Consider the following 21,916-nt stretch of genomic DNA (forward strand, 5'->3'; position numbering starts at 1 on the left):
CTCGCGCCTACAATATCGACGCTGGCTCGTATTCGCCAAACACGCCGCGGAGAACGTCGCACACTTCCTGAATGGTGACATAAGCCTTGGCGCATTTCACCAAGTGCGGCGCCAGATTAACAGCCTCCTGCCGGGCCTGCTCATCCAACTCCTTCAACAGTCGTTCGACCTCTGCGTTGTCGCGGCTTCTCTTCACTTCCGTCAGTGCGGCAATCTGCTCGTCTTCAGCGCGCTCGCGCCGTTTCGGGTCATACGGATGAGGCACCAGACGTGTTGTCTCGACCTCGAGCTCGTTTTCGCCCGTAAAGCAATTGACCCCAACCACCAGCTTCTGTCCGGAACTGACCGCCTTTTGACGCTCGTATGCGCTCTTGGCGATCTGTCTCTGCATGTAGCCTTTCTCGATCGCCGCGACGGCGCCGCCCAGATCCTCCACCTTCTTCAGCTCTTCCCACGCTTCGGCTTCGATCTCGTCGGTCAGCGCCTCCATGCAATATGAGCCGGCAAATGGATCCTCCACGTCGAGCAGTCTCGCCTCGCAGATGAGTATCCGGCCGGCATCCTGCATAAGCTGTTGCGCTTCGAGGCTCCATCCCAGCCCGAGCGGTTCGTCATACGGCGGAAATGGAGCCGCCGTTCCGCCCGAAAGCGCTCCCATCACGGCGCCCATGACGGCGCGCGTCAGATTGTTGAGCGGGCGCTGAATGGTCGTGTCCGACGGCCCGATGTGAGCGGTTATCGGCTGCCTGATCACCATGCTTCGCTGATCCTTTGCGCCGAATCTTTCTTTCACGATTTTCGCATACATGCGCCGGGCCGCTCGCTGGAAGGCGATCTCGTGCAGAAATTCCATGCTGCCGCCGAACGCGTTGAAGGTGAACCGCGGAGCGAAGGCGTCCACCTCGAGGCCCGCGTTCACGCCCTCCTGCAAATAGGCGATCGCATTCGCCATGCTGTAGGCGAGGTCCTGCACGCGAGTGGCGCCCGCCTCTCGAATATGATAGCCGCCCATGCTGGTGATGTTTACATGCGGCATATGCTCGTTGATGAAAACAAGCGTGTCGCGAAACAGCCGCATCGCCGGCTTCGGCGGAAATATGTACGTGCCGCGCGCTATGTATTCCTTCAGGATGTCATTCTGCGGCGTCGCCCTCAGTTTATTGAGAGGCACTCCCCTCTTTTCGGCCAGTGCCGCATACATCGCGATCAGATAGATGGCGGGCGCGTTGATCGTGAAGTTCGAGGCGATGCGGTCCAGATTCAAATCGCCCTGATACGGCTCGTAAATGACTTCGAGGTCCCGAAGCGTATCGATCGAAACCCCGACTTTTCCGACTTCACCGGCCACCAGCGAGTTGTCCGAGTCGTACCCGCACTGCGTCGGCAGGTCCATAGCGAGGTTGGGTCCCTGCTTGCCGCCTCTGTCGATCAGGCTCTTGTAATAGTCGCGCGTGTCCTCCGGCTTGCCGTAACCCGAATATAAAGCCGCCCGCGTCGTGGCCGCGCCCGCCGGTGCTATGGCGGCGAATTTCGAGAGGCCGGCCATCGGGTCAAATGGATACGCTCCGGCGGTAAAAGGATACTGGCCCGGAAAGCCCACTTTCTCGATAAAATCGAAATCATCTTTCATGTCAAGCGGCGTATAAAAGCGGCTCGGACATTCACTCAAAAGCGGAAACCTCTTGAGCGCCTTCTCAACGCACGCCGCCTTCCATTCCTGTTCCTTTTTCTTGATCTCTTCTTTGCGCTCCTCCATGGCAGATCTCCTATCTTTTATGCAAATGGGAAGAGTCCTGTTGCGTAACCCTTTCAAGTATTGTGATCGGGCCGTAAGCGTCTCCCGGCAAGTGCGTCTCAGACACCTGAACCGCCCTGTCCAAAGCCGTGAAAAAGATGCGCCTCAACACCAGGATCGGATGACCGACTCCAACACCCATCGCCGATTCATGTTCTGCGGCGGCTACTTTCGCGCAGATGGTCTGATGCGCTCGCGTGACCCTCTGCAGCGACGCCTCCTCTACCGCGGCAATAAAGAACGGACTACTGAAATTCCCCAGCGTGATCTTTTCACCGATATCCCCGGGAACCCATGCCCGGAACAAACCCTTGAACTGCATCTCATCAAAAGATCGAATCCCCTCGAAGAAGTACACTTCCTCATCTTCGTCCAGATGCATCTCTTCGGCCAGTTGGTTATCGACCTTCATCAGGGTTCTTGTGTGCAGTTCGAGCGTCGTCTTCGAGCCGAACAGAAAAAGGTCGTCCATGAATCCATACGCCACAAATAAATCGTCCCGCCCATTCCTCTCATTTATGAAGGTGCCGCGGCCCTGCTCTCTGACGAGCAGGCCGTCCCGCTCCAAAATCATGAGCGCCTGCCGGACGGTGGCCCGGCTGACACCGTACTCCTCGCACAGCTCCCGCTCATTCGGAAACGCCTGCACGCCGTTCTTGCGGTTCGAAAGGATTCGCTTGCGCAGCGCCCGCTCAAGCTGATAATAAAGGGGTATCGGCCCTTTTTTCAGTTTCATGCGATCTTCTCCTGCGTGAACTCCAGCCCTCAGTTTCCTCCCGGACAGCTCAGGAGGAAAGTAGTCACCGATCCGCTGGTTCGCGGCCAGTATATTATAATGTCCGTACCAATTGTCAAGGAAAAAAGACGGCCCACTCTCAAACAAACGCCTGCTCCTCCCTTTTATTCACCTTTCTGGCGCACTGGCGCAGGCAACTTGCCTGCGACTTCAAAGTATATTACCCCGTTCCCTTCGTCCCCTCCTGTTTCCATCTTCTCTTTTTTCAGTTCAATTGTCTCTATTTCAGTTCTCTTTTTGGCCGCGCGGCGCAGTTGTGGTAAAATCCCTTTGATTCCCTTCAAAAAGGAGAGACCCCATGAACAAGCCAAATCTGAAACAGCAGTTGCTGAAAAAGTGCGAGGCGCTGGGTGCGACGGAAGTCAAAGTGCTCCAGACTGAATCATTCAACGATTCGGAGGCGCTTCATGCAAACATGCTGAAGATACTGCCCGAAGCCAAAAGCGTTGTATCATTCCTTGTTCCCTTCCCCAAAGGATGTCTACATCTCCTGAAAGACCCGCAGCGGGCGATGCCTTTCTATGTTCGTCTCGCCGGAATCGGCGGGAGAAGGCTCGATGCAATGTCCATCGATATCTCTCTGTATCTGGAGGAACAGGGATTTGTCGCCGCGCCGGTTTTCATTTGTACTCCACTCGAGATGCCCAAGAGCTTCGACCTGTGGGGATATCTCTCGCAGATCGATCTGGCGGCCAGGTCCGGCCTCGGCTGGATCGGAAAAAACGGACTGCTCGTCTCGCCGAAGTACGGCCCGCGAGTCGGCCTCGGAACCGTCGTAACAGATGCGGTCCTTGAAGAGGACCGTCCGCTGAATGAAAGATGCCCCGACGACTGCTCCATCTGTGTCGACAAATGTCCGGCCGGAGCCCTCGATGGGACCGGAAAAGTGAACCGCATCAATTGCACGATGACGCAGGCGCTCGCGCCGCTCTCTATCATGCTGATGAAAGAGTATTCGATGAAGGAGCACCGCGACATGATCGTCAACATGGGGGCCGTCGACGAACACACATGGTACCGTTGCAATGCCTGCGTCGTCCACTGCCCCATTGGATTATAGAAGAAGGACGCACGTCAGTTTTTAGGGAAGCTGTGCATTGGGAGGTAATCGATGAGCGAACTGATCAAGATCAATAGGAATGATGAGGTGTGTGAAGTTCTTTTGAACCGGCCCCAGTCGTTCAACGCCTTCAATCTCGAAATGATCGAGCTGCTCGCAAACCGCCTGATCGGCATTGCGATGGACGATACCGTTTTGGCGGTGATCATTTCAGGCGAAGGAAAAGCGTTCTGCGCCGGAGGCGATCTGAAGTGGGCGCTCGAACAGCCTTCAGGCCGACCAGCGGCCTTCCACGAACTCGCCGCGCGATATCATCAGGCAATCCTCGAAATCCGCCGGATGAAAAAACCCGTCGTCGCCGCGATCAATGGAGTCGCCGCGGGCGGCGGTTTCTCGCTGGCGCTCGCGTGCGATTTTCGCGTGATGGCGAAATCAGCCATCATGCGGCAGGCCTACACCTCCGCCGGCCTGTGCATAGACGGCGGCGGCACCTTCTCCCTGCCTCGCGTCGTCGGCGTCGCGCGCGCAATGGAAATTATGGCATTTGACAAACCGATCTCCTCGGAGCAGGCGCTGGCATGGGGGCTGGTGAATAAGGCGGTCGACGACGGCCGCGTCATGGAAGAGGCGCGCACGATGGCGCACGACCTGCTCAAAGGCTCGATCCATTCTTTTGGGTGGTGCAAGGAACTTATCGCCGACTCATTCAACACGCCGTTTGAGATGCAGCTCGAACGCGAGCGCGCCGCGCTTTCCACCTGCGCCGCCCATCCCGACGGCAAGGAAGGCCTTACGGCTTTCGCGGAGAAAAGAAAACCGGTTTTCAATCGCAGATAGTCGGGCGCCGTTGCAATGAGCATATTCTTAGCATCACGACGCGTTTAGAAACACAATAATGTAGTAGCGACGCGAGGGGGATTGACTCCGTTTACCTTCTCTCTGGCTCCCGGGATCCTATCGACGAGGGACTTCGTATGCACAGGACGCCAAGCCCGAGCTATGGTATTCTCATTCGCCTCGAGATATCGAACAAGCCGGGCAAACTCGGAACGGTGACATCCGCCATCGGCAAAGCCGGCGGCGATATCGGCTCCATCGATATCATCGGCTTCGGCAAAGACACCATCATTCGCGATGTCGTTGTCAATGTGGGCGATATCCCGATGGGGCAGACCGTGGTCGATGAGATCAAGCAACTGCCGGGTGTCAAGGTTCTCAACGTGACCGACCGCACGTTCAGGGCGCATCAGGGCGGGAAAATCGAGATCAGAAACAAGCTCCCCCTCAAGACGCGCGAGGACCTCTCGATGATATACACGCCCGGAGTAGCAAGAGTCTGCACCGCCATCCGCGAAGACCCGAACCGAGTCTATGACTTCAGCATCAAAAAGAATTGCGTCGCCATTGTTACCGACGGACCGGCCGTGCTCGGGCTCGGTGATATCGGGCCGGAGGCGGCATTGCCGGTAATGGAAGGAAAGGCGATGCTGTTCAAGGAATTCGGAGCGGTCGACGCGTTTCCTATCTGCTTGAATACAAAAAATCCGGATGAAATCGTTTCCGCGGTTCGCTGGATAGCGCCCGCCTTCGGAGGCATCAATCTTGAAGACATCTCCTCCCCGCGGTGCTTCGAAATGGAGGAGCGCCTGAAGAAAGAACTCGATATCCCCGTGTTTCACGACGACCAGCACGGAACGGCCGTCGTGATATTGGCCGGCTTGATCAACGCCCTGAAACTCGTTGACAAACGCCTCGAAGATATCCGGATCGCCGTTTGCGGCCTCGGCGCCGCAGGAATCGCCTCGATCCGGCTGCTCCTGGCCGCGGGAGTGAAACACATAGTCGGGTCCGACCGAGCCGGCATCCTCTACCGCGGCCGAAAAGAAAACATGAATCCGCAGAAAGAACTGCTGGCCCGGCAAACGAATCCCGAAGGCCTTCGCGGTTCCATATCGATCGCAATGAAAGGCGCGGACGTCTTCCTCGGCCTTTCCCAGCCATGCACCATAGGTTCTGCGGAAGTCGAAAGGATGGCGAAGGGCGCAATCGTTTTCGCCATGGCAAATCCCGATCCCGAAATCCTGCCCGAGGACGTTGGACCGAACGCGCGCATCGTCGCCACGGGAAGATCGGATTATCCGAACCAGATCAACAACGTGCTCTGCTTTCCGGGCCTGTTCCGCGGCCTGCTCGACTGCCACGCGAAAGAGATCAATAATGAAATGCTTTTTGCGGCGGCTCATGCTATCGCCTCCGTTGTGGCGGAAGAGGAACTGACGGAAGATTACATCATCCCCAGCGTCCTGAACCGGCAGGTGCCGGAAAAAGTGGCGCGCGCCGTTCGCGACGCAGCTATCAGAACAGGCGTGGCCCGCCTCGAGGAGCACTATCTGACCTTCTATCGGGTATAATTGATGAAACGTTCGATTGCGCTGCGACAATAATCTAAGATCGTTGCGCTGCTCTTGTTCACAACATCTTGAGGAGGAGGCCGAAAAATGGCGGTGAATCCGGATTTGCTCGCTCCCTGCGGGCTGTACTGCGGCGTGTGCGGAGTCTACATCGCGCACCGGGATGATAACGACAAATTCAAGGAGCGGCTGGCGACCGTCTACGGCGTGACACCGGCGGAAGTCCGCTGCAAAGGATGTCTTTCAAACGATCCGTTCGGATACTGCCGCATGTGCCCGATCAAGAACTGCTCTACGAAAAAAGGCTATCAGGGCTGCCACCAGTGCTCGGATTTTCCCTGCGAATTGATCGAGAATTTTCCGCTGCCTGTCGGCAAGCGCGTCATCAACCGCGCGATACCGCAATGGCGCGAGATGGGGACGGAAAAGTGGGTCGCCGCCGAAGAGGCGCGCTATGTTTGCCCCCATTGCGGCGCCAGTCTCTTCCGCGGCGCCAAACGCTGCCGCGAGTGTAAAGAAGCCGTGGACATGGATTGATTCGCCGCCTTCATTATTTGTTTTCCATTACGATGCGGTGTCTGTCAATCCGCCTCTCTCCATCCCCGCATTCCTTCTGGGTGGGCGCCGCGTCCTGGTTGATCTGCGAGTCCAAATGTTATATACTCCGCCCAGCATGATCTATCATCTATAAAATAAGCAGCAGGGAGAATCTTATGAGCGGACCAAAAGGGAGAATACAGACAGTCCTCGGATTGATCGAGCCGTCGAAACTGGGCTTCACGCAAACGCACGAGCATCTGCTGGTGAACCTGATCCCGCCGGGAATACGCGAGGGAATGGAAGGGGAGCCGATCACGCTCGAGAACATCGGCTTTTTGCGGCGGAACTGGCTTTCGAATGTTTACAATTTATATTTGGATGATGAGAAAGTGGCCATCGAGGAATTGAAGAGATACAAGAATTCCGGCGGCGGCGCAATTGCCGAGCTGACCGTTATCGGCATCGATCGCAATCCGGAAGCGCTGGTGCGGATATCAAAGGCTACGGGCGTGCACGTCGTCATGGGAACCGGCTACTACACTGCCGCCTGTCACCCCGCGGAAATAGAAGACCTCCCGCCCGAACAGATCGCGGATATTCTTGTTTCCGAATTCCGAGAGGGCGCAGGCGACACCAAAATCAAACCCGGCATTATCGGCGAGATCGGACTCGATTGGCCGCTGCACCCGAAAGAAGAGAAGGCTCTGCGCGCGGCCACTCTGGCTCAGATCGATACCGGCGCTTCACTTAATATCCATCCCGGCCGCGCTCCCGAGGCCCCATTTGATGCCATCGGCATCGTGAAGGAAACCGGCGGAGACCCCGAGCGCGTCGTCATGAGCCATCTCGACCGGACGCTGTTTGGCCTCGACGAAGTCCTCAGGCTGGCCGAAACCGGCTGTTACCTCGAATATGACCTCTTCGGACAGGAATCGAGCTATTACCCGATTTCCGACATCGACATGCCGAATGACGCCACCCGCATCGATTACATCATGGGGCTGATCGAGCGCGGTTATCGCGACAAGATTCTCGTCTCAGAGGATATCTGTCACAAGACCCAGCTTGCGCGGTATGGCGGCGACGGCTACAACCATATCCTCGACAACGTGCTCCCGATCATGCGCCGAAAAGGCATGACCGAACAGGATATCGAGGCGGTAACCGTCAAAAATCCGGCTCGGATGCTGGCGTTTGTGTGATAGTTTCTTGAATCTGATCAAGGGTTGCTCTATAAAGAATGTTCCTTAAGGAACTTTTCGACCTTCCCTAAAGTCGGGATATCGCCCCAGCCGTTCATGCCGGAGACCATTATCGCGGCCGCCGCGTTGGCGAATTGCGCCGCCCGCCGATGCGGCCATCCCTGCAAATAGCCGTAAAGATACGCCCCCTGGAAGACGCCACCCGCGCCTGTCGTGTCCGCCGCTTCAACCTGAAAAGCCGGCGCCTCCACCGTCTCGTCGGCCGTGACCGTAACGCTCCCCTTTTTCCCGCGGGTCACCACGACCAGATCGAGGTTGTATTTCTTCAATAACTTCTCCGCTGCTGCGCACGGGTCCTCCTCGCCGACCAATTCACAGCCGATCTCGCGCGCCGGCATGAAGATGGTCGCGAGCTCAAGCAACTCCTCCAGCCCCGGGTACAGTCCATCTGCATCGACTGAGATTGGAATGCCGGCCTCTCGCGCAATTTCGCACGCGGCGCGAACCGCTGGAGTGAACAAATCCGCATGAAGCAGGCGAGCGGATTTTATTGTTCCCGGATCGATATGTTCTTCCGATACGGTCAGCGCGCAGCCGGGATTGAAAGCGATCGAGCGCGCTTTCGTTGAGGCGTCAACGAGCACCATCGAAAAAGGCGTGCTCTCGCCGTCGGCAAGGCAAAGCGAGCCGGTATCGATTCCCTCGGTTTTCATTCCGTCAGCGATAAAATTCCCGTATTCATCATTCCCGAGTTTGCCCATGTAACTCGTCTTCAGTCCGAGCCGCTGCAGCGTCACAAGCGCGTTCGCGACCGGCCCCCCATGATGTTTATGAAAATCGAGCACCAGCACAGTCTCCTCACTTTTTGGAATGCTGGTGACCGTCGCCTTCAGATCGACTACGGCAAGCCCCACGCCAACAACATCGACCGCCATCACTTCCTCCTCCCTTTCCTTTGGACCTGATGAAACGCCAAACTGCGTCCTGTGCGAAACGAGTGTATCATCTTTCTTTTGCCATCACAAATGGGTGGTTAATTTGCCTCCACTACTCAAGGCGGAAAACGATCAATCGGCAAACGAAAATGAACATCCCAGATATCTTTTCCTAATCGGAAAAACGGGAGCTTGTTCCTGAAACAATCGCAAGTCTTTGAAGTCAAGTGTCTTAGAAAGCTCGAACCGCGGACGGCACTCATGGCATGCATATTGCCTCTTTTCGAATGAGAAACACTCCATATCATGTTTTGGCGCGCGGAAGGGTTGATCTTTCCCGGCGCCTTCATTCTAATCATTCTATTTAGGAAAGCTTTCATATGCCAATGGAAGAAAAGGTTGGGAATTTTGAAATAGTTTCTCCCATAGCATCTGGCGGAATGGGAAGAGTATATCTGGCGAAGCACAGCCTGAACGGCGGCTTTATAGCCATCAAGGTGCTGCCCGACCATTTCCTCAATGACCGCAAGCGGTCGCGCTATCTCGAGCGCGAAGTAAAAATAGCGAAACAACTAAACCATCCAAATGTCATCAAGATTTACGGGCTTCACGTGCAAAACGGGGTCGGCTATCTTCTCATGGAATACATGGACGGCGGAAATCTGCGGCAGTTTATGAAGGCGCAGACCCTCGACCTGTGCGATGTCATAGATATCAGCCTCAAGATATGCGCCGGCCTCCATTACATTCACCATCATCGGTTCGGCCAAGGTCGCTTCCACAGCATCATCCACATGGATATCAAGCCGGAGAATATCCTGCTGTCGAAAAACGGGGCGCTCAAGGTTGCCGATTTCGGATTGAGCGTCGCCGAGGATTTCTTCTCGTTGCTCGGTCCGCGCTCGCGGGCCGGAACTCCGCTGTACATGTCGCCGGAACAAATCCGCGGCAGAACCCTCGATATCCGCACCGATATCTATTCGCTCGGACTGGTTATCTATGAACTGATTACGGGGCAATTGCCGTACAAGGCTCAGGACAGGAAGCAGTACATGAAGATGGTCATCAGCAAGAGCGTCAAGCCGGCGCCCCCGTCATACACCAACAAGAAGGTCCCGCGCCAACTCGATGAGGTGACGATGAAGGCGCTGGAGAAAGAACCGGCCAAGCGATACCAGACGGTAACTGAAATGATGCTCGATCTGCAGCGGGTCCCGCTCGTTTTGAAACGCGCCTACGAGCAACTGCAACCGGCCGCCGACGATATTCCCGCCAGCGCAGATGCCGGCACATCTGACCTCGAAGAAGACTCTTTAGCCCTTTATGTGCGGGCCGACCTGCCGAAACAGCGGGAAAGTATCGATTCGAAAAAGGTTCCTCCGCAAAAAGCGGGTGGGCGCGCCTAAAATCTATCCTCGAAACCGCTCATCCAAAGCATACTTTTCGCTCAGGCCGATCACTTCGGCGAATTCATTGAAGTCCATCATGCGGTCTCGCATCGGTTGCGATGTTCCATGCTCGAGCAGGCACGCGTACACATCGCTCAATGCCTTCGCCGCGGCGTACAGGCCAGAGAGCACATAACCCACTGCAATAAAGCCGAGTTCCTTCAGTTGCTCCAGCGGCAACAGGGGCGTCTGCCCGCCCTCGATACAATTGATCACCAGCGGGGGCGGCACCTGGCGCGCGATCTCGCGAAGGTCCTCTACGGTCCTCGGCGCCTCTACAAAAATCAAATCGGCTCCGGCTTGCTTGTACAAATTCGCTCTGCGAATCGCCTCATCAAGCCCGTGCGTAGCCAACGCGTCTGTTCGCGCAGTTATCATCAAGGCGTAGTCGCCGCGCGCCTCGACCGCGGCCCGAATCTTCTGCTCGTGCTCCCCCGCCGGAATGACGTCCTTTCCCCTCATGTGCCCGCATCGCTTCGGCCACACCTGATCCTCCAGCAGCACCCCGCGCGCCCCCATCTCCTTGAGCGCTTCCACCAGCCGAAAAACGTTCAGTGCGCCGCCGTATCCCGTGTCGCCATCCACCGACACAGGAATACTCACGGCATTGCAGATTCTGCGGGCGGCATCAATGAGCTCGGTCTGCGTCATCAGCCCGAAATCGGGCTCCCCCAGCGTTGACGCCGACACCCCGTATCCCGTCACGACAACGGCGTGAAAGCCGGCACGCTCGGCAAGTTTCGCCGATAGGGCGTCATACACTCCTGCCGCCAGGAATATTTCCCCCTGCGCTATCATTTGATGCACTCTCCTGTCGCTGCTCATCATAAAACTCCTTGCGGTTCGATCCGCTAAAAGACTTGGCCCGGAGACGTATGCGATGCTATCCCGCTGCCTGATTGTTTGAAAATACACCTTCATTTCGAGCTTGTCAAGCCGCCGTTCGGCCCAATGATCGCTAGCAATCATGAACCGATGTAGTCAAAATGGAACAAGGATACCTGTTTTTTATCACGTAGGTGAAGGGCAAATTCTATGGTGGAAACGAAACAGTACAAGCTGGTCTGCCTGGATTCAGGCATTGAACGACCCTACGAGATTGCGCCGGAGGGGGCCGACATCATCTCGCGGTGGCTGAGTCTGCTCAACGAGACGGAAGTCGATTATGCGGTGGGCGGCGCCTTCGCGATGCACGCACATACCGGCATCTGGAGAGATACAAAGGATTTCGACGTTTTTGTCGCCCCGCAGGATTTGAAGAAGGTGCTCAACAGGCTGAGTCAGGCCTATTTCAATCCCGATATCCGGGACACGTCCTGGCTGGCAAAGGTCGAATCCACTCCTTATAACTTCGATATCATATTCGGCTTTCGCAACGGCCTGATGAAGATCGATCGGCAATTCCTTGAACATTCCGTGCGCGTCGAGGTCATGGGAGTCCAAACCCGAGCGCTTGAAATCGAGGAGCTGATTGCCTCGAAAGCCTATATCGCCAGACGATACCGGTTCGACGGAGCCGATATCGCGCATCTGATCCGGGAATCAAAGGGCAAACTCGATTGGGAACGCTTGCTGCGCCTGATGGACGGGAATCGCGACGTCCTCTTCTGGCACTTGATATTCTTCCTGATCGTCTATCCGGGTCATTCGGATTTTATCCCGCGCGATCTGCTGGCCGACTTGTTCAACCAGCTTGTGGAGCGCGGCCAAAAAATCACGAACCCAAAGCTCTTTCAGGGAACCTTGCTCGATCCGGTCTCCTTCGGGATCGATTACCTGAATTTCGGGTACGAGGGCTATTACCGCGCAAAACCGCTGGTCAACCATCAGGGAGAAGTCCTGTGAAGATCGCCGCCGTCGCCGATGTCCACTGCACCGTCAACTCGCGAGGCCATATCCGCGAACTCCTGCGCGATGTCGAGGAGGCGGACGTCCTCGTGCTTGCGGGAGACCTCACCGACGTCGGCAAGATCGAGGAGATGGAAGTGCTGATGGATGAATTGAGCCATTTCTCGCTGCCGATCATCGCAGTCCCTGGCAATCACGACCACGAGGCCGACCAGACCGATCTCCTCGTCGCGATGATGGAATGGAGCGGCATACATGTGCTCGATGGCGCCTCCTTTAACATCGATGGCATCGAGTTCATTGGAACCAAGGGATTCTGCGGTGGGTTTGGACATCTGCTCGTGCAGCCGTTTGGCGAGCCGGCTCTGAAGGCTTTTATCAACGCCACCATAGAAGAGGTGTTGCGATTCGAAAGGTTATTGAGAAATGTAAAAGCGGACCATAAAGTGGCGGTAATGCACTACGCCCCGATCAAGGAAACCCTCTCCGGCGAAGAGCCCGAATTGTTCCCCTTCCTGGGAACCTCCCTTTTCGCCGATGTCCTCGATGCCCATAAGGTGGATGTCGTCTTCCACGGACACGCCCATAACGGCTCGCCCACCGGATTCACAAAACACAAGATACCCGTCTATAACGTCTCGCGCTTCGTCCTCGCCCGCAGTGGCCGCACCCCACCCTATTTCGTGTTTACGCTGTAGAGCGAACAGGCTGGCTCCATTTGCGAAATCGCGCAGGGGACTGACTCCGATTGCGGAATCCTGTCTTTTGGATTCGGAGAATTGTGCCTGTCCCCGGAGCGCCAAAAAAAGAGCGGGAACGGCATTTCTTCCGTTCCCGCATGAACTTCAACCTGCTAACGATCGTCTAGAGCATCTCTTTTTCCATCTGGGGTATTGAGGAATCGATTGCATCTACGATCATGTCTATATCCTTCTTTGTTATGGTGAGCGGCGGGGCAACCGCGATGGTCTCGAACATCGCTCTTGCGAAAACGCCTTTCTCCCAGGTCAGTTCTTCCAGCCGATGCGTGCTCTCCATGGGAAGCTCGCCTATCTGCTCTTTCGTTTCTTTATCCTTTACAATCTCGACCGCCGCCATCAATCCCTTCACGCGGATATCGCCGACCGACTTGTGATCGTACAATCCCTTGAGGCGTGCTTGCAGATATTCGCCCATCTCGGCGCCGTTCTGGACAAGTTTCTGGTCTTCGATAATCTTTATATTTGCCAGGCCGGCCGCGCAGCCCGCAGGATGGTTCTGATAGGTATACCCGTGCAGGAACGGCAGGTATTCCGGAAGCTCGTTCACGAGCGTATTGAAGATTTCGTTGTTCACGACGGCTGCTCCAAGCGGGAAGTAGCCGCTGCTGATTCCCTTGGCTATGGAAATGAGGTCCGGCCGCAAATCCCAGTTCATGCACCCAAACATTTTCCCCGTTCGCCCGAAACCGGTGATCACCTCGTCAGCGATAAACAATACATCGTACTTATCACAGATCGCCCTCATTTTCGGCCAGTATTCGTTCGGAGGACAGATCACACCGCCCGTCCCCATGACCGGCTCGCCGATAAAGGCCGCAACGGTATCCGGCCCTTCTCTCAGAATGGCCTCTTCGAGCTGATCGGCGCATGCGGTATTACATTCCGGGTATGTAAGGCCCAGCTCGCAGCGGTAGCAGTACGGCGGCATGATATAGATGAAGTCAGGAGGAACGGGACCAAACCCATGGTGGAAGAACGTGATGCCCGTCGCGTACATCGAGCCGAGGCTGACCCCATGAAACGCATAATTGCGCGAGATGATTTTCTTCTTCTCTTCCTTTCCCTTCAGCGACCAGTACAGGCGCGCGATTTTCATGTTTGTGTCGTTCGTCTCAGAGCCGCCGCACGTGAACGTGACATGGCCCATGTTCCAATTCTTCGGGATGAGGCTGATCACTTTGGCGGCAAGCTCGATGGCCGGCGGATTCGAGAAGCCGAAGAAACTCGAAAAGTATTCGAGCTTGTTCATCTGCTCCACCACGGCATCAACGACAGCCTTCTGCCCATGCCCGATTACGACGTTCCACAGCACGGAGAATGCGTCGATATATTCTTTCCCGTCTATATCCTTGACGCGATTGCCGTTGCCCTCAACAATAATTCGAGGGCCCTTCTCCTGGATCTGCTTGAGTTGGCTGGTGGGATGCAACACATACTTGCGGTCCATTTCGCTCAATTCTTTTTTCGATCTCATGTCAATGCGTCTCCTTTTATATGATTCCAGAGGAAAACTCCGTCATACTAACGGCAGGCGCTAGTTTATCACATTCTATCGCGACTGAAAAGACCTTTTGCAAATAAACAGTCCTCGCCGCACCGGTTGAGTGGATAAGACGGATTTTAACTGTTATGGTTACCCCTAACCCGCTCATTTGACATTTCTCATCCATTTCTATAACATTTCTAGTATTAATATGCTCCCGGCCTGCCTGAGACTGGGCGTATAGCTGAAAAAAGACGTTCACGCCGTGAATATACGGCTTTTATAGATGCGTTATCAGTAAAGCGATGTTTGCAGCACCGTGTATCCAAAACATCCCGCCAGAGGGAAGTCCCCCACTGATTCCCGCGCTCGAGATTTCTCCTTTTCTGATCTTCCCGGTGATGGTTATCTTGTCCCAGGCATCCATTCCATTGGGAGCCAAGAGCCCCTCTTTTCCCGTCCCTCCTTTGTCGATCTGCGCGAACCGTCCGACATTGCCCAGAAGGCCGGATTATCCGGATTTCCACTTGCGCCATGAGGTATCACCTGCCCAAATAAGAAGCTAATGGCGCACCTGTTAATGATTATCCAGGATTACCACAAAAATGCTCAAAGAGGTATTTAATTCATATCGGCTGAAGAAAGAAAATTGTTTGCAATGCCGGCTCGCCTGCTGATATCCGGCATTACTGTTCATTTTTATCTGGGACGGGAGAGAAAGGCATGAAGATAGAAGACTCGAAAAGCGGCGGCTACGCTCTCGCGAAAAGGACGCTTCCTTTTGTGCGGCCATATCGGGTTGGAGTGCTGGGCGCCATATTCCTTACGGTGCTGACCTCCTCCATGGATGCGGCCGAGCCTCTTTTGATGAAAGTTCTCTTTGATTCGTTCGCGGTAAAACATCTCAACATGCTACTCGGGGCAGCCGGCGGTCTGATCGCGCTCGGAATGAGCCGGCAGGCGATCGGGGGATTGCTCAGCGTTATCATGTGGTACGTACACATGGGAGTCAATGTAAACATCCAGAAGGCAGTGGTCGAGCGCCTGTATTCGCTTCCGCTCTCTTTCTTCCGCAATGAAAATGCAGGCGGCATAATCACGAAAATGAATCAATCGATTGCCGGGTATCTTGCGGCTCTGTCTGAAATAACGACAAAAGTCCTGCCCAACATCCTTTATCTCCTCTTCTCTTTGATTTCCATGTGTGTTCTCGACTGGCGCCTGTTCCTGCTGGCTCTTGTCTTTGCGCCGCTTCCTTCCCTCATCGGCGTATGGGCTTCGACCGAACAGACGCAGAGAGAAAAAAAGCTGCTTGTCCGCTGGGCCCAGGTGTATTCCCGTTTCTACGAGGCATTGTCCGGCATCGCCGTCGTAAAAAGCTTCGCGAAGGAACATGAGGAGATGCTGAATTTTATAGGCAGAGTGAGAGATACGAACCGGATTGTCATGAAAGGCGTGATCAGGGATAATACGATCGGCTCGACCAACAACCTCATCGTCACCTTTAGCCGCGTGCTGGTGGCGGCTGTCGGCGGCTATATGGTGATCCAGGGGAAAACCACCGTCGGGACCGTTGTCGCGTTCATCAGCTACATGGGCGGCCTCTACGGCCCGGTCCAGGGGCTCACCGGCACGTATCAGATTCTGCGAAAGGCTTCGGTGTTCCTGAAGTCCATTTTCGGCATCCTGGACGCGCCCGACCCGCTCAAGGACGAACCGGATGCAATCGCAATCTCGAAAATTCGAGGCGAAATCCAGTTTTCAAACGTCTCGTTCAGCTATAACGGCACACAACCGGTGCTCAGCGACATCTCCTTTCACGTTCATCCCGGCGAGACTATCGGGCTCATCGGCCCGAGCGGCTCGGGCAAGACCACGATCATCTCGCTTCTCCAACGTTTTGAAAATCCGGTCTCGGGAGAGATTCTCGTTGACGGCATCAATGTCAAGAGTCTTCGCATCGGCTCCCTCCGTTCTCAAATCGGATTCGTTCTCCAGGACAATATCCTCTTCAACACAACGATCCGCGATAACATCGCCTACGGCCGGCCCGACGCATCCACGGAGGAGATAGAAAAGGTCGCCGTCGCCGCCAACGCTCATGACTTTATCATGAGCCTGCCGAAAGGTTATGACACATTGGTGGGTGAGGGAGGCAAATGCTTCTCGATGGGACAGCGCCAGCGCATCGCAATCGCGCGCGCGCTCCTGAAAGACCCGCCAATCATTATTCTCGACGAAGCCACATCGGCTCTCGACATCGAGTGCGAATCGCTCGTCCAGGAAGCGCTCAACCGGCTGATGCAGGGGCGCACGGTCATCGTTATCGCTCACCGGCTGCAAACGGTAGTCAACGCCAATCGCATCATGGTGCTGCGGGAAGGCCGTATCGTCGAAGCAGGCTCCCACAGCGAGCTCATAACTGCAGACAGCTATTATGCTTCACTGATCAAAAAACAAAACGGCGGCTGGCAGCAATCAGAAACGTCCCCGATACAATTGGACAAAATGCCGGTCACACAAATGCCGGTAGACATATCGGTTTGTAATTAGGCAATTGCCTTGAGTTTTTCCTGTCTGAGTCCGCGGCTCTGCCGCCGGGACGTATTTCAATGATCCTTTCTCTCACAGACAACGATGCCGTTTGCGCCCGAATGCGGGAGCTGAATCTGAAAAAAATTCCTCTTTACCCGGAACTTTTTTCCCTTCTCACAAAGTCCGCAACAGGAATTCCTCCCTGAATGATATTGGAATTTTCTTCACAAATAACTGAAGGAAGCGGTCTTGGACCAGCCTCTCAGTGCGGCTTAGCCCGTGGCACTGAATTTGCCTTTGCTACAGATGGTGATTTGTAGGCATTGTAAGCGGTCCCGAGCGCAACCGCCTGGTCGAGCAATGAGCTTTGGCAGCCTTTGAATGGCCGCCACCCGCGTGAAAAATGAAACTATGTTTTTGCCCCCGCCAGACAGTCTCTGAGCAAGCCCCCATAATGATAGATGCTTCGCCCTTGGTGGGTTCCCGCTTTGGATCGCTTCGCCTGATCGGATCACAAGTGAACGCGAGCAGAAAAACCGGGTGCATACCTGTCGCGGCCGTGAGACTGAGGCCGGGTGTCATTCCGGCTCTTACGCTGGTTATGGTCCTTTTCCTGTCAACAGCGGCCGCAGGAGAAATCCTTCACGTACCGGATAATTTCCCAACCATTCAGTCCGCTTTGGACGCGGCGACGGACGGCGATACCGTAATCCTCAGCGACGGTCTATACTCAGGCATCGGGAATAAAAACCTGAGCTTTCAGGGAAAGGCAATCCTTCTGCGTTCGCAGAACGGGCCAATCACTTGCGTTATCGACTGCGAGAACGACGGAAGAGCTTTTCTCTTCAACAAGGGCGAATCAGCGGCATCGGTTGTAGATGGTCTCACGATCACCCGGGGTTCCATCTTCGGCGGCGGCGGTGCTATTTATTGCTATAGATCGTCTCCAACGATTTCCAACTGCGTCATCACCGGGAACTCCTCCAGCGGTTTTGGCGGCGCCATCGCTTGCGCTTACTCCTCATTTCCCTCGATACACAATTGCGAAATCAGCGGTAATTCCTCTTCGCTGGGCGGCGCAATCTATTGCAGCGCATCTTCCTCGCCGCATATCAGCGGGAGCACGATAAGCGATAATTCGGCGGATTCCGGTGGAGCCATTTACAGCAGGACGGCTGCCCCCAGCATCACAAATTCCATTTTGTGGAATAATTCGGCCGCTGCAGGAAGTGAAATCGCGCTTGCAGTTGACTCAACCCTTGACGTTGATTTCTGTGATGTTGAAGGCGGAGAGGCGGCGGTATCCGCAGAGGACGGCTCTAGCCTCATTTGGGGGGCAAACAATATCGATTCCGACCCTGTGTTCGTGGATGCGCGGCAGGGAAATTATCGGTTGGGTTACGGCAGCGAATGCATAAACTCCGGAACGACCAACGGCTCCGTCGCTGACGGCTTTACGGATATGGGAGTGTATCCCGCGGTGACCGCGGACGACGAGCCGGGCCAGAATCATGCAACCATCGGAGCTGCCCTGGCAGATCTGGCCTTCATTGACGCATGGGGCGGTTCCGTCGTGGTCTTCCCGGGCCGCTATTTTGAAGACATCTCCATCAGAGAAGGGATAGACCTCATCGGCGCCGGTCCGCACCAATCGATAATCGAGGCGCCGAAAGGGATTTCCTGCATCGGCATAGGGAGCGCGCATATCAGCGGTTTTATGATACGCGATGCGATAGACGGAATCACGATTGACGCTTCCTCGCCGGTTATCTCGAATAACGTTTTCACCGGCTGCGTGAATTCCGCTCTTACCTGCAAAGCTTCGTCCAGTCCAACCATAAGAAATAATACGATCGATAAGATTGCCGGCGGCGGCATCATCATCGGCCCGGGCGCCTCTCCCGTCATGGTTAACAACATCATTTCCAATACCGTACGCGGGATCACTGCGACAGGGGGAGACGGCTTTCGAATCGACTACAACAATCTGTATAACGTATCCGAACCTTACTCCGGCTGCTCAGCCGGCCCGCATGACATCGCGGCGGACCCAATGTTCATCGATTCGGCAGCCAACGATTATCGTCTCAACAAATGCTCGTTCGCCATTGATGCGGGGGACGCGGTCGAGGCGTTGACGATGGACTATCTGGCGTTGAGTCTGGAGATATACGTCAACGAGGTGACCAATATCAGCACGGGAGACATTATCTGGATAACCGACGGCGTGAATATCGAAAACGCAACTGTCGCCGGGTTTGACGCAGACTTGATCTACATCGAAAACGGTTTCGAGAACAGTTACCGCGCGGCCGACGGAGCGTATGTCGCTTCTCGATTTTCGATCTATTCGACCGAGCCCGCCCCAGACGGAGGCAGAGTCAATATGGGAGCATATGGCGGCGCCCCGGAGGCCGCAACCAGCGAATCTGTAACGGATGACGACGGCGACGCCTGCTCCGAGTGTGAGAGCGATTGCGATGACGCGAATGGACAGGTTTATCCCGGCGCCCAGGAGACATGCAACAGCATCGATGATGACTGCGACGGCCTCGTGGACCTCAATGACCCGGACTGCACCGGCCTCATCTATTACTACAATGACAGCGACCAGGACGGCTACGGCGTCGACGGCGATACGCGGCAACGCTGCGCGCCAGAGTCTCCGTACACTGCCACGAGCGCCGGCGATTGTGATGACGCGAATGAAAACATCAATCCCGGAATTCAGGAAATATGCAATGGGATCGACGACGACTGCGACATGCTTGTTGACGCAGAAGACCCGGACACCATCGAAGCCGGCACCTACTACAGGGACGACGACGATGACGGCTACGGCGTCGACGGCGACATGCAACGACTCTGTGCGCCGCAGGCTCCCTATACCGCCCTGGAAGCAGGTGATTGCGATGACGAAAATATTCAAATCAATCCCGGCTCGCAGGAGATATGCAACGGCGCAGACGACGACTGCGACAGCCGTATCGATGATGACGATGACAACTGTATCGGACTCAGCAGCTACTATAAGGATGAAGACGAGGACGGCCATGGCGTGGAGGGCGAGCTGCAACAGCGGTGTGACCCGGAATATCCCTACACCGCGCTGGTAGGCGACGATTGTGATGATACGGCCTCGACCGTGTATCCCGGGGCTCTCGAAACCGCCTGTGACGGAATCGATCAGGATTGCGACGGAAGCGATTCGTGTTCCTGCCGGATCATTGCGGAAAATGCCGCAGTTTCAGGTGGAAATCTTGTCCGCGTGCCGGTGCGGCTCGAGACCGCCTGCAATATCGTGGATGCATTCAGCTTCGATTTCGATTATTCGGAATGTCATCTCTTGGGCTACCTGTCGTTTACCGGAAACTACACGCGCGGCGACCTGACTGCTAACTGGGATTATATCGACGCATGGGAGGTCTCCGCCGGCGTGGTGCGCGTTGCAGGTCTCACTCTGAATGATATAATCCTCGAGGGAGAAAGAGGCGTACTCGTTGAATTGGAATTTGAATTGCTGCAGTGCACGCCCGATGACACCTGCAGCAATGCTCTCACAAATCTCGCCAGTGACATAAACGGGTGGGGCGTCGTTCCCGGCACATTCGAGTGCGACTGCCCGTCTGACGGCGATGTGAATGGCGACGGACAGGCGACCCCCGGCGACGCGCTCCTCGCATTTCAGCATTATCTGGGGACAGTTCAACTGACGCCATGCGAAGCCGAGCATGCAGATGTGGACGGAGACGCGCTCGTCAGCCTCTCAGACTCACTGTGCATATTCCAGTGCTATATGGGAAACCCGTGTCCCGAACTCTGCCCATGAGGTGAAACCGCTTCCGCGGCCTGAAAAGCGAAGGAGACCGCAGAGGAACTGTTAATGAGATATCAAAGCTTTCTCAGCCTTTGCCTGCTCATCCTTATCATATTTGCTCAATACACCGGCGCGCTGGCGCAAGAGTGCGCGATTTCATTGGACAGCCGGCAGGCGCAGAGCAGCAGCAGCGTAACGCTCTGTGTCACCATCGATCAGGCGCCAAATGTCGTGGACGCATTCGGCCTTGACGTTATATATGATACCGGTATCCTTACTTATACGGGGAACTGGCTGGAGGGCGATCTGGGGGCCGGATTTCAATTCCTGGACGTGAACGAGCTCGTCCCCGGACAAATCAGAATCGGCGGCTTCACCACTGAGTATCCCATCGGGCAGCAATCGGCCGGTACGATATCCTGCCTCGAATTCGTTGTCGGCGAATGCGGCTCCACCACGCTCACGCTTTCAAATCTGGTCGATGATATTTCCGGATGGCCAAAATGTGATGGACAACTCTCCTGCCTGTCTCACGAGTTGACGAACATACACCTTCAATTCCCGGTGAACCAGGCACTACTGTCACAGCCTCCCACCTTCACTTGGTCCGCCGACGGTGGAACCAGTAATGTCTTCGCCGTCGACATTGGCGGCTCCCCGGGTTTGCCGAAGTACTGGTCCACCTATGAAGATCTTCATCAAATCATCAACAACTCGGCGTGGACAATACCAGCGCCGATATGGAATTCAATCCCGTCCGGTACTGAACTATTCTGGCGCGTTCGCGGCGTTGATCTCGATGCCGCTCCGCCTGATATCATCATCAGCGATGAAATATGGTCCTTCAGCAAGCAGTAGCGGCGCTGCGCCCTCTGCTTGATCCGCAGATCCCACTGATTTCCGCGGACTCTTTCCAAAATCCAAAATCGGCAATAGAAACTAAAATGGAGGAACCGTGATCAACGCCGTTTTGGCGCAGGAATGACATTTTAAGGTTTATCATCGGCGTTCATCGGCGGTTGAAGAGAGAGATTCTTCCCCCGCGAACCACGCGAAACGCGTGGCAGGTCAGCGGGGTCAGAATGATGAAAGAGGCAGGTCAAAATGACGCGACCACGGATGCCCCTACGATGGATAAATAAATTGGTTCAAGAAATTCGTTAGTCGAGTAGACATTCCAAAGGTTTCCTGTAGGTCTGCTTTGTGTTCCCCGTTTGCTCCTCTCTTTCGATATGAGGAGTGTCACAAGATTCGACCCTGGGAACCATTCTAATGCCCCTCACAG

18 protein-coding genes are annotated in these 21,916 nt (G+C 55.2%); 11 read left to right on the plus strand and 7 right to left on the minus strand.

The window, feature by feature from the left end; translation table 11 throughout:
* Nucleotides 1-7: 7 nt before the first annotated feature.
* Genes C4520_06515 through C4520_06525 form a run of 3 tightly spaced genes read right to left on the minus strand, consistent with a single transcriptional unit; the run spans nt 8 to nt 2,875 of the window.
* The gene (locus C4520_06515) at nt 8-1,756 is read right to left on the minus strand and encodes a methylmalonyl-CoA mutase (GenBank protein RJP23296.1); all 1,749 of its coding nucleotides are present in this window, start codon (nt 1,754-1,756) and stop codon (nt 8-10) included.
* A 10-nt stretch (nt 1,757-1,766) separates the two neighbouring features.
* Nucleotides 1,767-2,678 carry a GntR family transcriptional regulator gene (locus C4520_06520; GenBank protein ID RJP23297.1) on the minus strand — a complete coding sequence of 304 codons (912 nt, stop codon included), beginning with the start codon at nt 2,676-2,678 and terminating at the stop codon, nt 1,767-1,769.
* A gap of 17 nt (nt 2,679-2,695) precedes the next feature.
* Nucleotides 2,696-2,875: a hypothetical protein gene (locus C4520_06525; protein ID RJP23298.1), complete on the minus strand. Its 180-nt coding sequence runs from the start codon at nt 2,873-2,875 to the stop codon at nt 2,696-2,698.
* Nucleotides 2,876-2,889: 14 nt separating this feature from the next.
* Between C4520_06525 and C4520_06530 the strand changes: the two genes are divergently transcribed.
* From C4520_06530 to C4520_06550, 5 genes are all read left to right on the plus strand, one after another.
* Nucleotides 2,890-3,651, plus strand: a complete 762-nt coding sequence (locus tag C4520_06530) for an epoxyqueuosine reductase (GenBank protein ID RJP23299.1) — start codon at nt 2,890-2,892, stop codon at nt 3,649-3,651.
* Nucleotides 3,652-3,702: 51 nt separating this feature from the next.
* Nucleotides 3,703-4,488 carry an enoyl-CoA hydratase/isomerase family protein gene (locus C4520_06535; GenBank protein RJP23300.1) on the plus strand — a complete coding sequence of 262 codons (786 nt, stop codon included), beginning with the start codon at nt 3,703-3,705 and terminating at the stop codon, nt 4,486-4,488.
* A gap of 137 nt (nt 4,489-4,625) precedes the next feature.
* On the plus strand, nt 4,626-6,062 hold the full coding sequence (locus tag C4520_06540) for an NAD-dependent malic enzyme (GenBank protein ID RJP23301.1): 1,437 nt from the start codon (nt 4,626-4,628) through the stop codon (nt 6,060-6,062).
* Nucleotides 6,063-6,149: 87 nt separating this feature from the next.
* A complete protein-coding gene (locus C4520_06545; protein RJP23302.1) occupies nt 6,150-6,599 on the plus strand; it encodes a DUF3795 domain-containing protein in 450 nt (149 codons plus the stop codon).
* Between the two features lie 176 nt (nt 6,600-6,775).
* The gene (locus tag C4520_06550) at nt 6,776-7,804 is read left to right on the plus strand and encodes an aryldialkylphosphatase (protein ID RJP23303.1); all 1,029 of its coding nucleotides are present in this window, start codon (nt 6,776-6,778) and stop codon (nt 7,802-7,804) included.
* Nucleotides 7,805-7,833: 29 nt separating this feature from the next.
* Here the strand turns inward: C4520_06550 and C4520_06555 are convergent, their stop codons facing one another.
* Both C4520_06555 and C4520_06560 read right to left on the minus strand, forming a co-directional pair.
* On the minus strand, nt 7,834-8,739 hold the full coding sequence (locus C4520_06555) for a carbohydrate kinase family protein (protein ID RJP23304.1): 906 nt from the start codon (nt 8,737-8,739) through the stop codon (nt 7,834-7,836).
* A 116-nt stretch (nt 8,740-8,855) separates the two neighbouring features.
* Nucleotides 8,856-9,089, minus strand: coding sequence for a hypothetical protein (locus C4520_06560; GenBank protein RJP23305.1), 234 nt, complete (start codon nt 9,087-9,089; stop codon nt 8,856-8,858).
* Nucleotides 9,090-9,119: 30 nt separating this feature from the next.
* Here C4520_06560 and C4520_06565 point away from each other — a divergent pair, with 30 nt between their 5' ends.
* On the plus strand, nt 9,120-10,145 hold the full coding sequence (locus C4520_06565; GenBank protein RJP23306.1) for a serine/threonine protein kinase: 1,026 nt from the start codon (nt 9,120-9,122) through the stop codon (nt 10,143-10,145).
* 3 nt (nt 10,146-10,148) lie between these two features.
* Here the strand turns inward: C4520_06565 and C4520_06570 are convergent, their stop codons facing one another.
* Nucleotides 10,149-11,015: an oxaloacetate decarboxylase gene (locus C4520_06570; protein RJP23307.1), complete on the minus strand. Its 867-nt coding sequence runs from the start codon at nt 11,013-11,015 to the stop codon at nt 10,149-10,151.
* A gap of 207 nt (nt 11,016-11,222) precedes the next feature.
* On the opposite strand from C4520_06570, the gene C4520_06575 reads away from it, so the two are divergent.
* Both C4520_06575 and C4520_06580 read left to right on the plus strand, forming a co-directional pair.
* Nucleotides 11,223-12,032: a nucleotidyl transferase gene (locus tag C4520_06575; GenBank protein ID RJP23308.1), complete on the plus strand. Its 810-nt coding sequence runs from the start codon at nt 11,223-11,225 to the stop codon at nt 12,030-12,032.
* Nucleotides 12,029-12,733: a metallophosphoesterase gene (locus C4520_06580; protein RJP23309.1), complete on the plus strand. Its 705-nt coding sequence runs from the start codon at nt 12,029-12,031 to the stop codon at nt 12,731-12,733. Before C4520_06575 ends, C4520_06580 begins: the two co-directional genes overlap by 4 nt.
* A gap of 166 nt (nt 12,734-12,899) precedes the next feature.
* Here the strand turns inward: C4520_06580 and C4520_06585 are convergent, their stop codons facing one another.
* Nucleotides 12,900-14,270: an aspartate aminotransferase family protein gene (locus tag C4520_06585; protein RJP23310.1), complete on the minus strand. Its 1,371-nt coding sequence runs from the start codon at nt 14,268-14,270 to the stop codon at nt 12,900-12,902.
* Between the two features lie 732 nt (nt 14,271-15,002).
* On the opposite strand from C4520_06585, the gene C4520_06590 reads away from it, so the two are divergent.
* From C4520_06590 to C4520_06600, 3 genes are all read left to right on the plus strand, one after another.
* Nucleotides 15,003-16,832: an ABC transporter ATP-binding protein gene (locus C4520_06590; protein ID RJP23311.1), complete on the plus strand. Its 1,830-nt coding sequence runs from the start codon at nt 15,003-15,005 to the stop codon at nt 16,830-16,832.
* 385 nt (nt 16,833-17,217) lie between these two features.
* Nucleotides 17,218-20,643, plus strand: a complete 3,426-nt coding sequence (locus C4520_06595; protein RJP23312.1) for a hypothetical protein — start codon at nt 17,218-17,220, stop codon at nt 20,641-20,643.
* A 54-nt stretch (nt 20,644-20,697) separates the two neighbouring features.
* The gene (locus C4520_06600; protein ID RJP23313.1) at nt 20,698-21,489 is read left to right on the plus strand and encodes a hypothetical protein; all 792 of its coding nucleotides are present in this window, start codon (nt 20,698-20,700) and stop codon (nt 21,487-21,489) included.
* The last annotated feature ends 427 nt before the right edge of the window (nt 21,490-21,916 follow it).

Source organism: Candidatus Abyssobacteria bacterium SURF_5, assembly GCA_003598085.1.
In the GTDB taxonomy this organism is placed as follows: Bacteria; Abyssobacteria; SURF-5; order SURF-5; family SURF-5; genus SURF-5.

Coding starts and splice junctions, on each gene's coding strand:
- C4520_06550 (RJP23303.1), top strand. CDS start 6,776: ATGAGCGGACCAAAAGGGAGAATACAGACAGTCCTCGGATTGATCGAG.
- C4520_06530 (RJP23299.1), top strand. CDS start 2,890: ATGAACAAGCCAAATCTGAAACAGCAGTTGCTGAAAAAGTGCGAGGCG.
- C4520_06515 (RJP23296.1), bottom strand. CDS start 1,756: ATGGAGGAGCGCAAAGAAGAGATCAAGAAAAAGGAACAGGAATGGAAG.
- C4520_06600 (RJP23313.1), top strand. CDS start 20,698: ATGAGATATCAAAGCTTTCTCAGCCTTTGCCTGCTCATCCTTATCATA.
- C4520_06565 (RJP23306.1), top strand. CDS start 9,120: ATGCCAATGGAAGAAAAGGTTGGGAATTTTGAAATAGTTTCTCCCATA.
- C4520_06560 (RJP23305.1), bottom strand. CDS start 9,089: ATGAAGGCGCCGGGAAAGATCAACCCTTCCGCGCGCCAAAACATGATA.
- C4520_06545 (RJP23302.1), top strand. CDS start 6,150: ATGGCGGTGAATCCGGATTTGCTCGCTCCCTGCGGGCTGTACTGCGGC.
- C4520_06575 (RJP23308.1), top strand. CDS start 11,223: ATGGTGGAAACGAAACAGTACAAGCTGGTCTGCCTGGATTCAGGCATT.
- C4520_06595 (RJP23312.1), top strand. CDS start 17,218: ATGAAACTATGTTTTTGCCCCCGCCAGACAGTCTCTGAGCAAGCCCCC.
- C4520_06555 (RJP23304.1), bottom strand. CDS start 8,739: ATGGCGGTCGATGTTGTTGGCGTGGGGCTTGCCGTAGTCGATCTGAAG.
- C4520_06585 (RJP23310.1), bottom strand. CDS start 14,270: ATGAGATCGAAAAAAGAATTGAGCGAAATGGACCGCAAGTATGTGTTG.
- C4520_06540 (RJP23301.1), top strand. CDS start 4,626: ATGCACAGGACGCCAAGCCCGAGCTATGGTATTCTCATTCGCCTCGAG.
- C4520_06590 (RJP23311.1), top strand. CDS start 15,003: ATGAAGATAGAAGACTCGAAAAGCGGCGGCTACGCTCTCGCGAAAAGG.
- C4520_06570 (RJP23307.1), bottom strand. CDS start 11,015: ATGATGAGCAGCGACAGGAGAGTGCATCAAATGATAGCGCAGGGGGAA.
- C4520_06535 (RJP23300.1), top strand. CDS start 3,703: ATGAGCGAACTGATCAAGATCAATAGGAATGATGAGGTGTGTGAAGTT.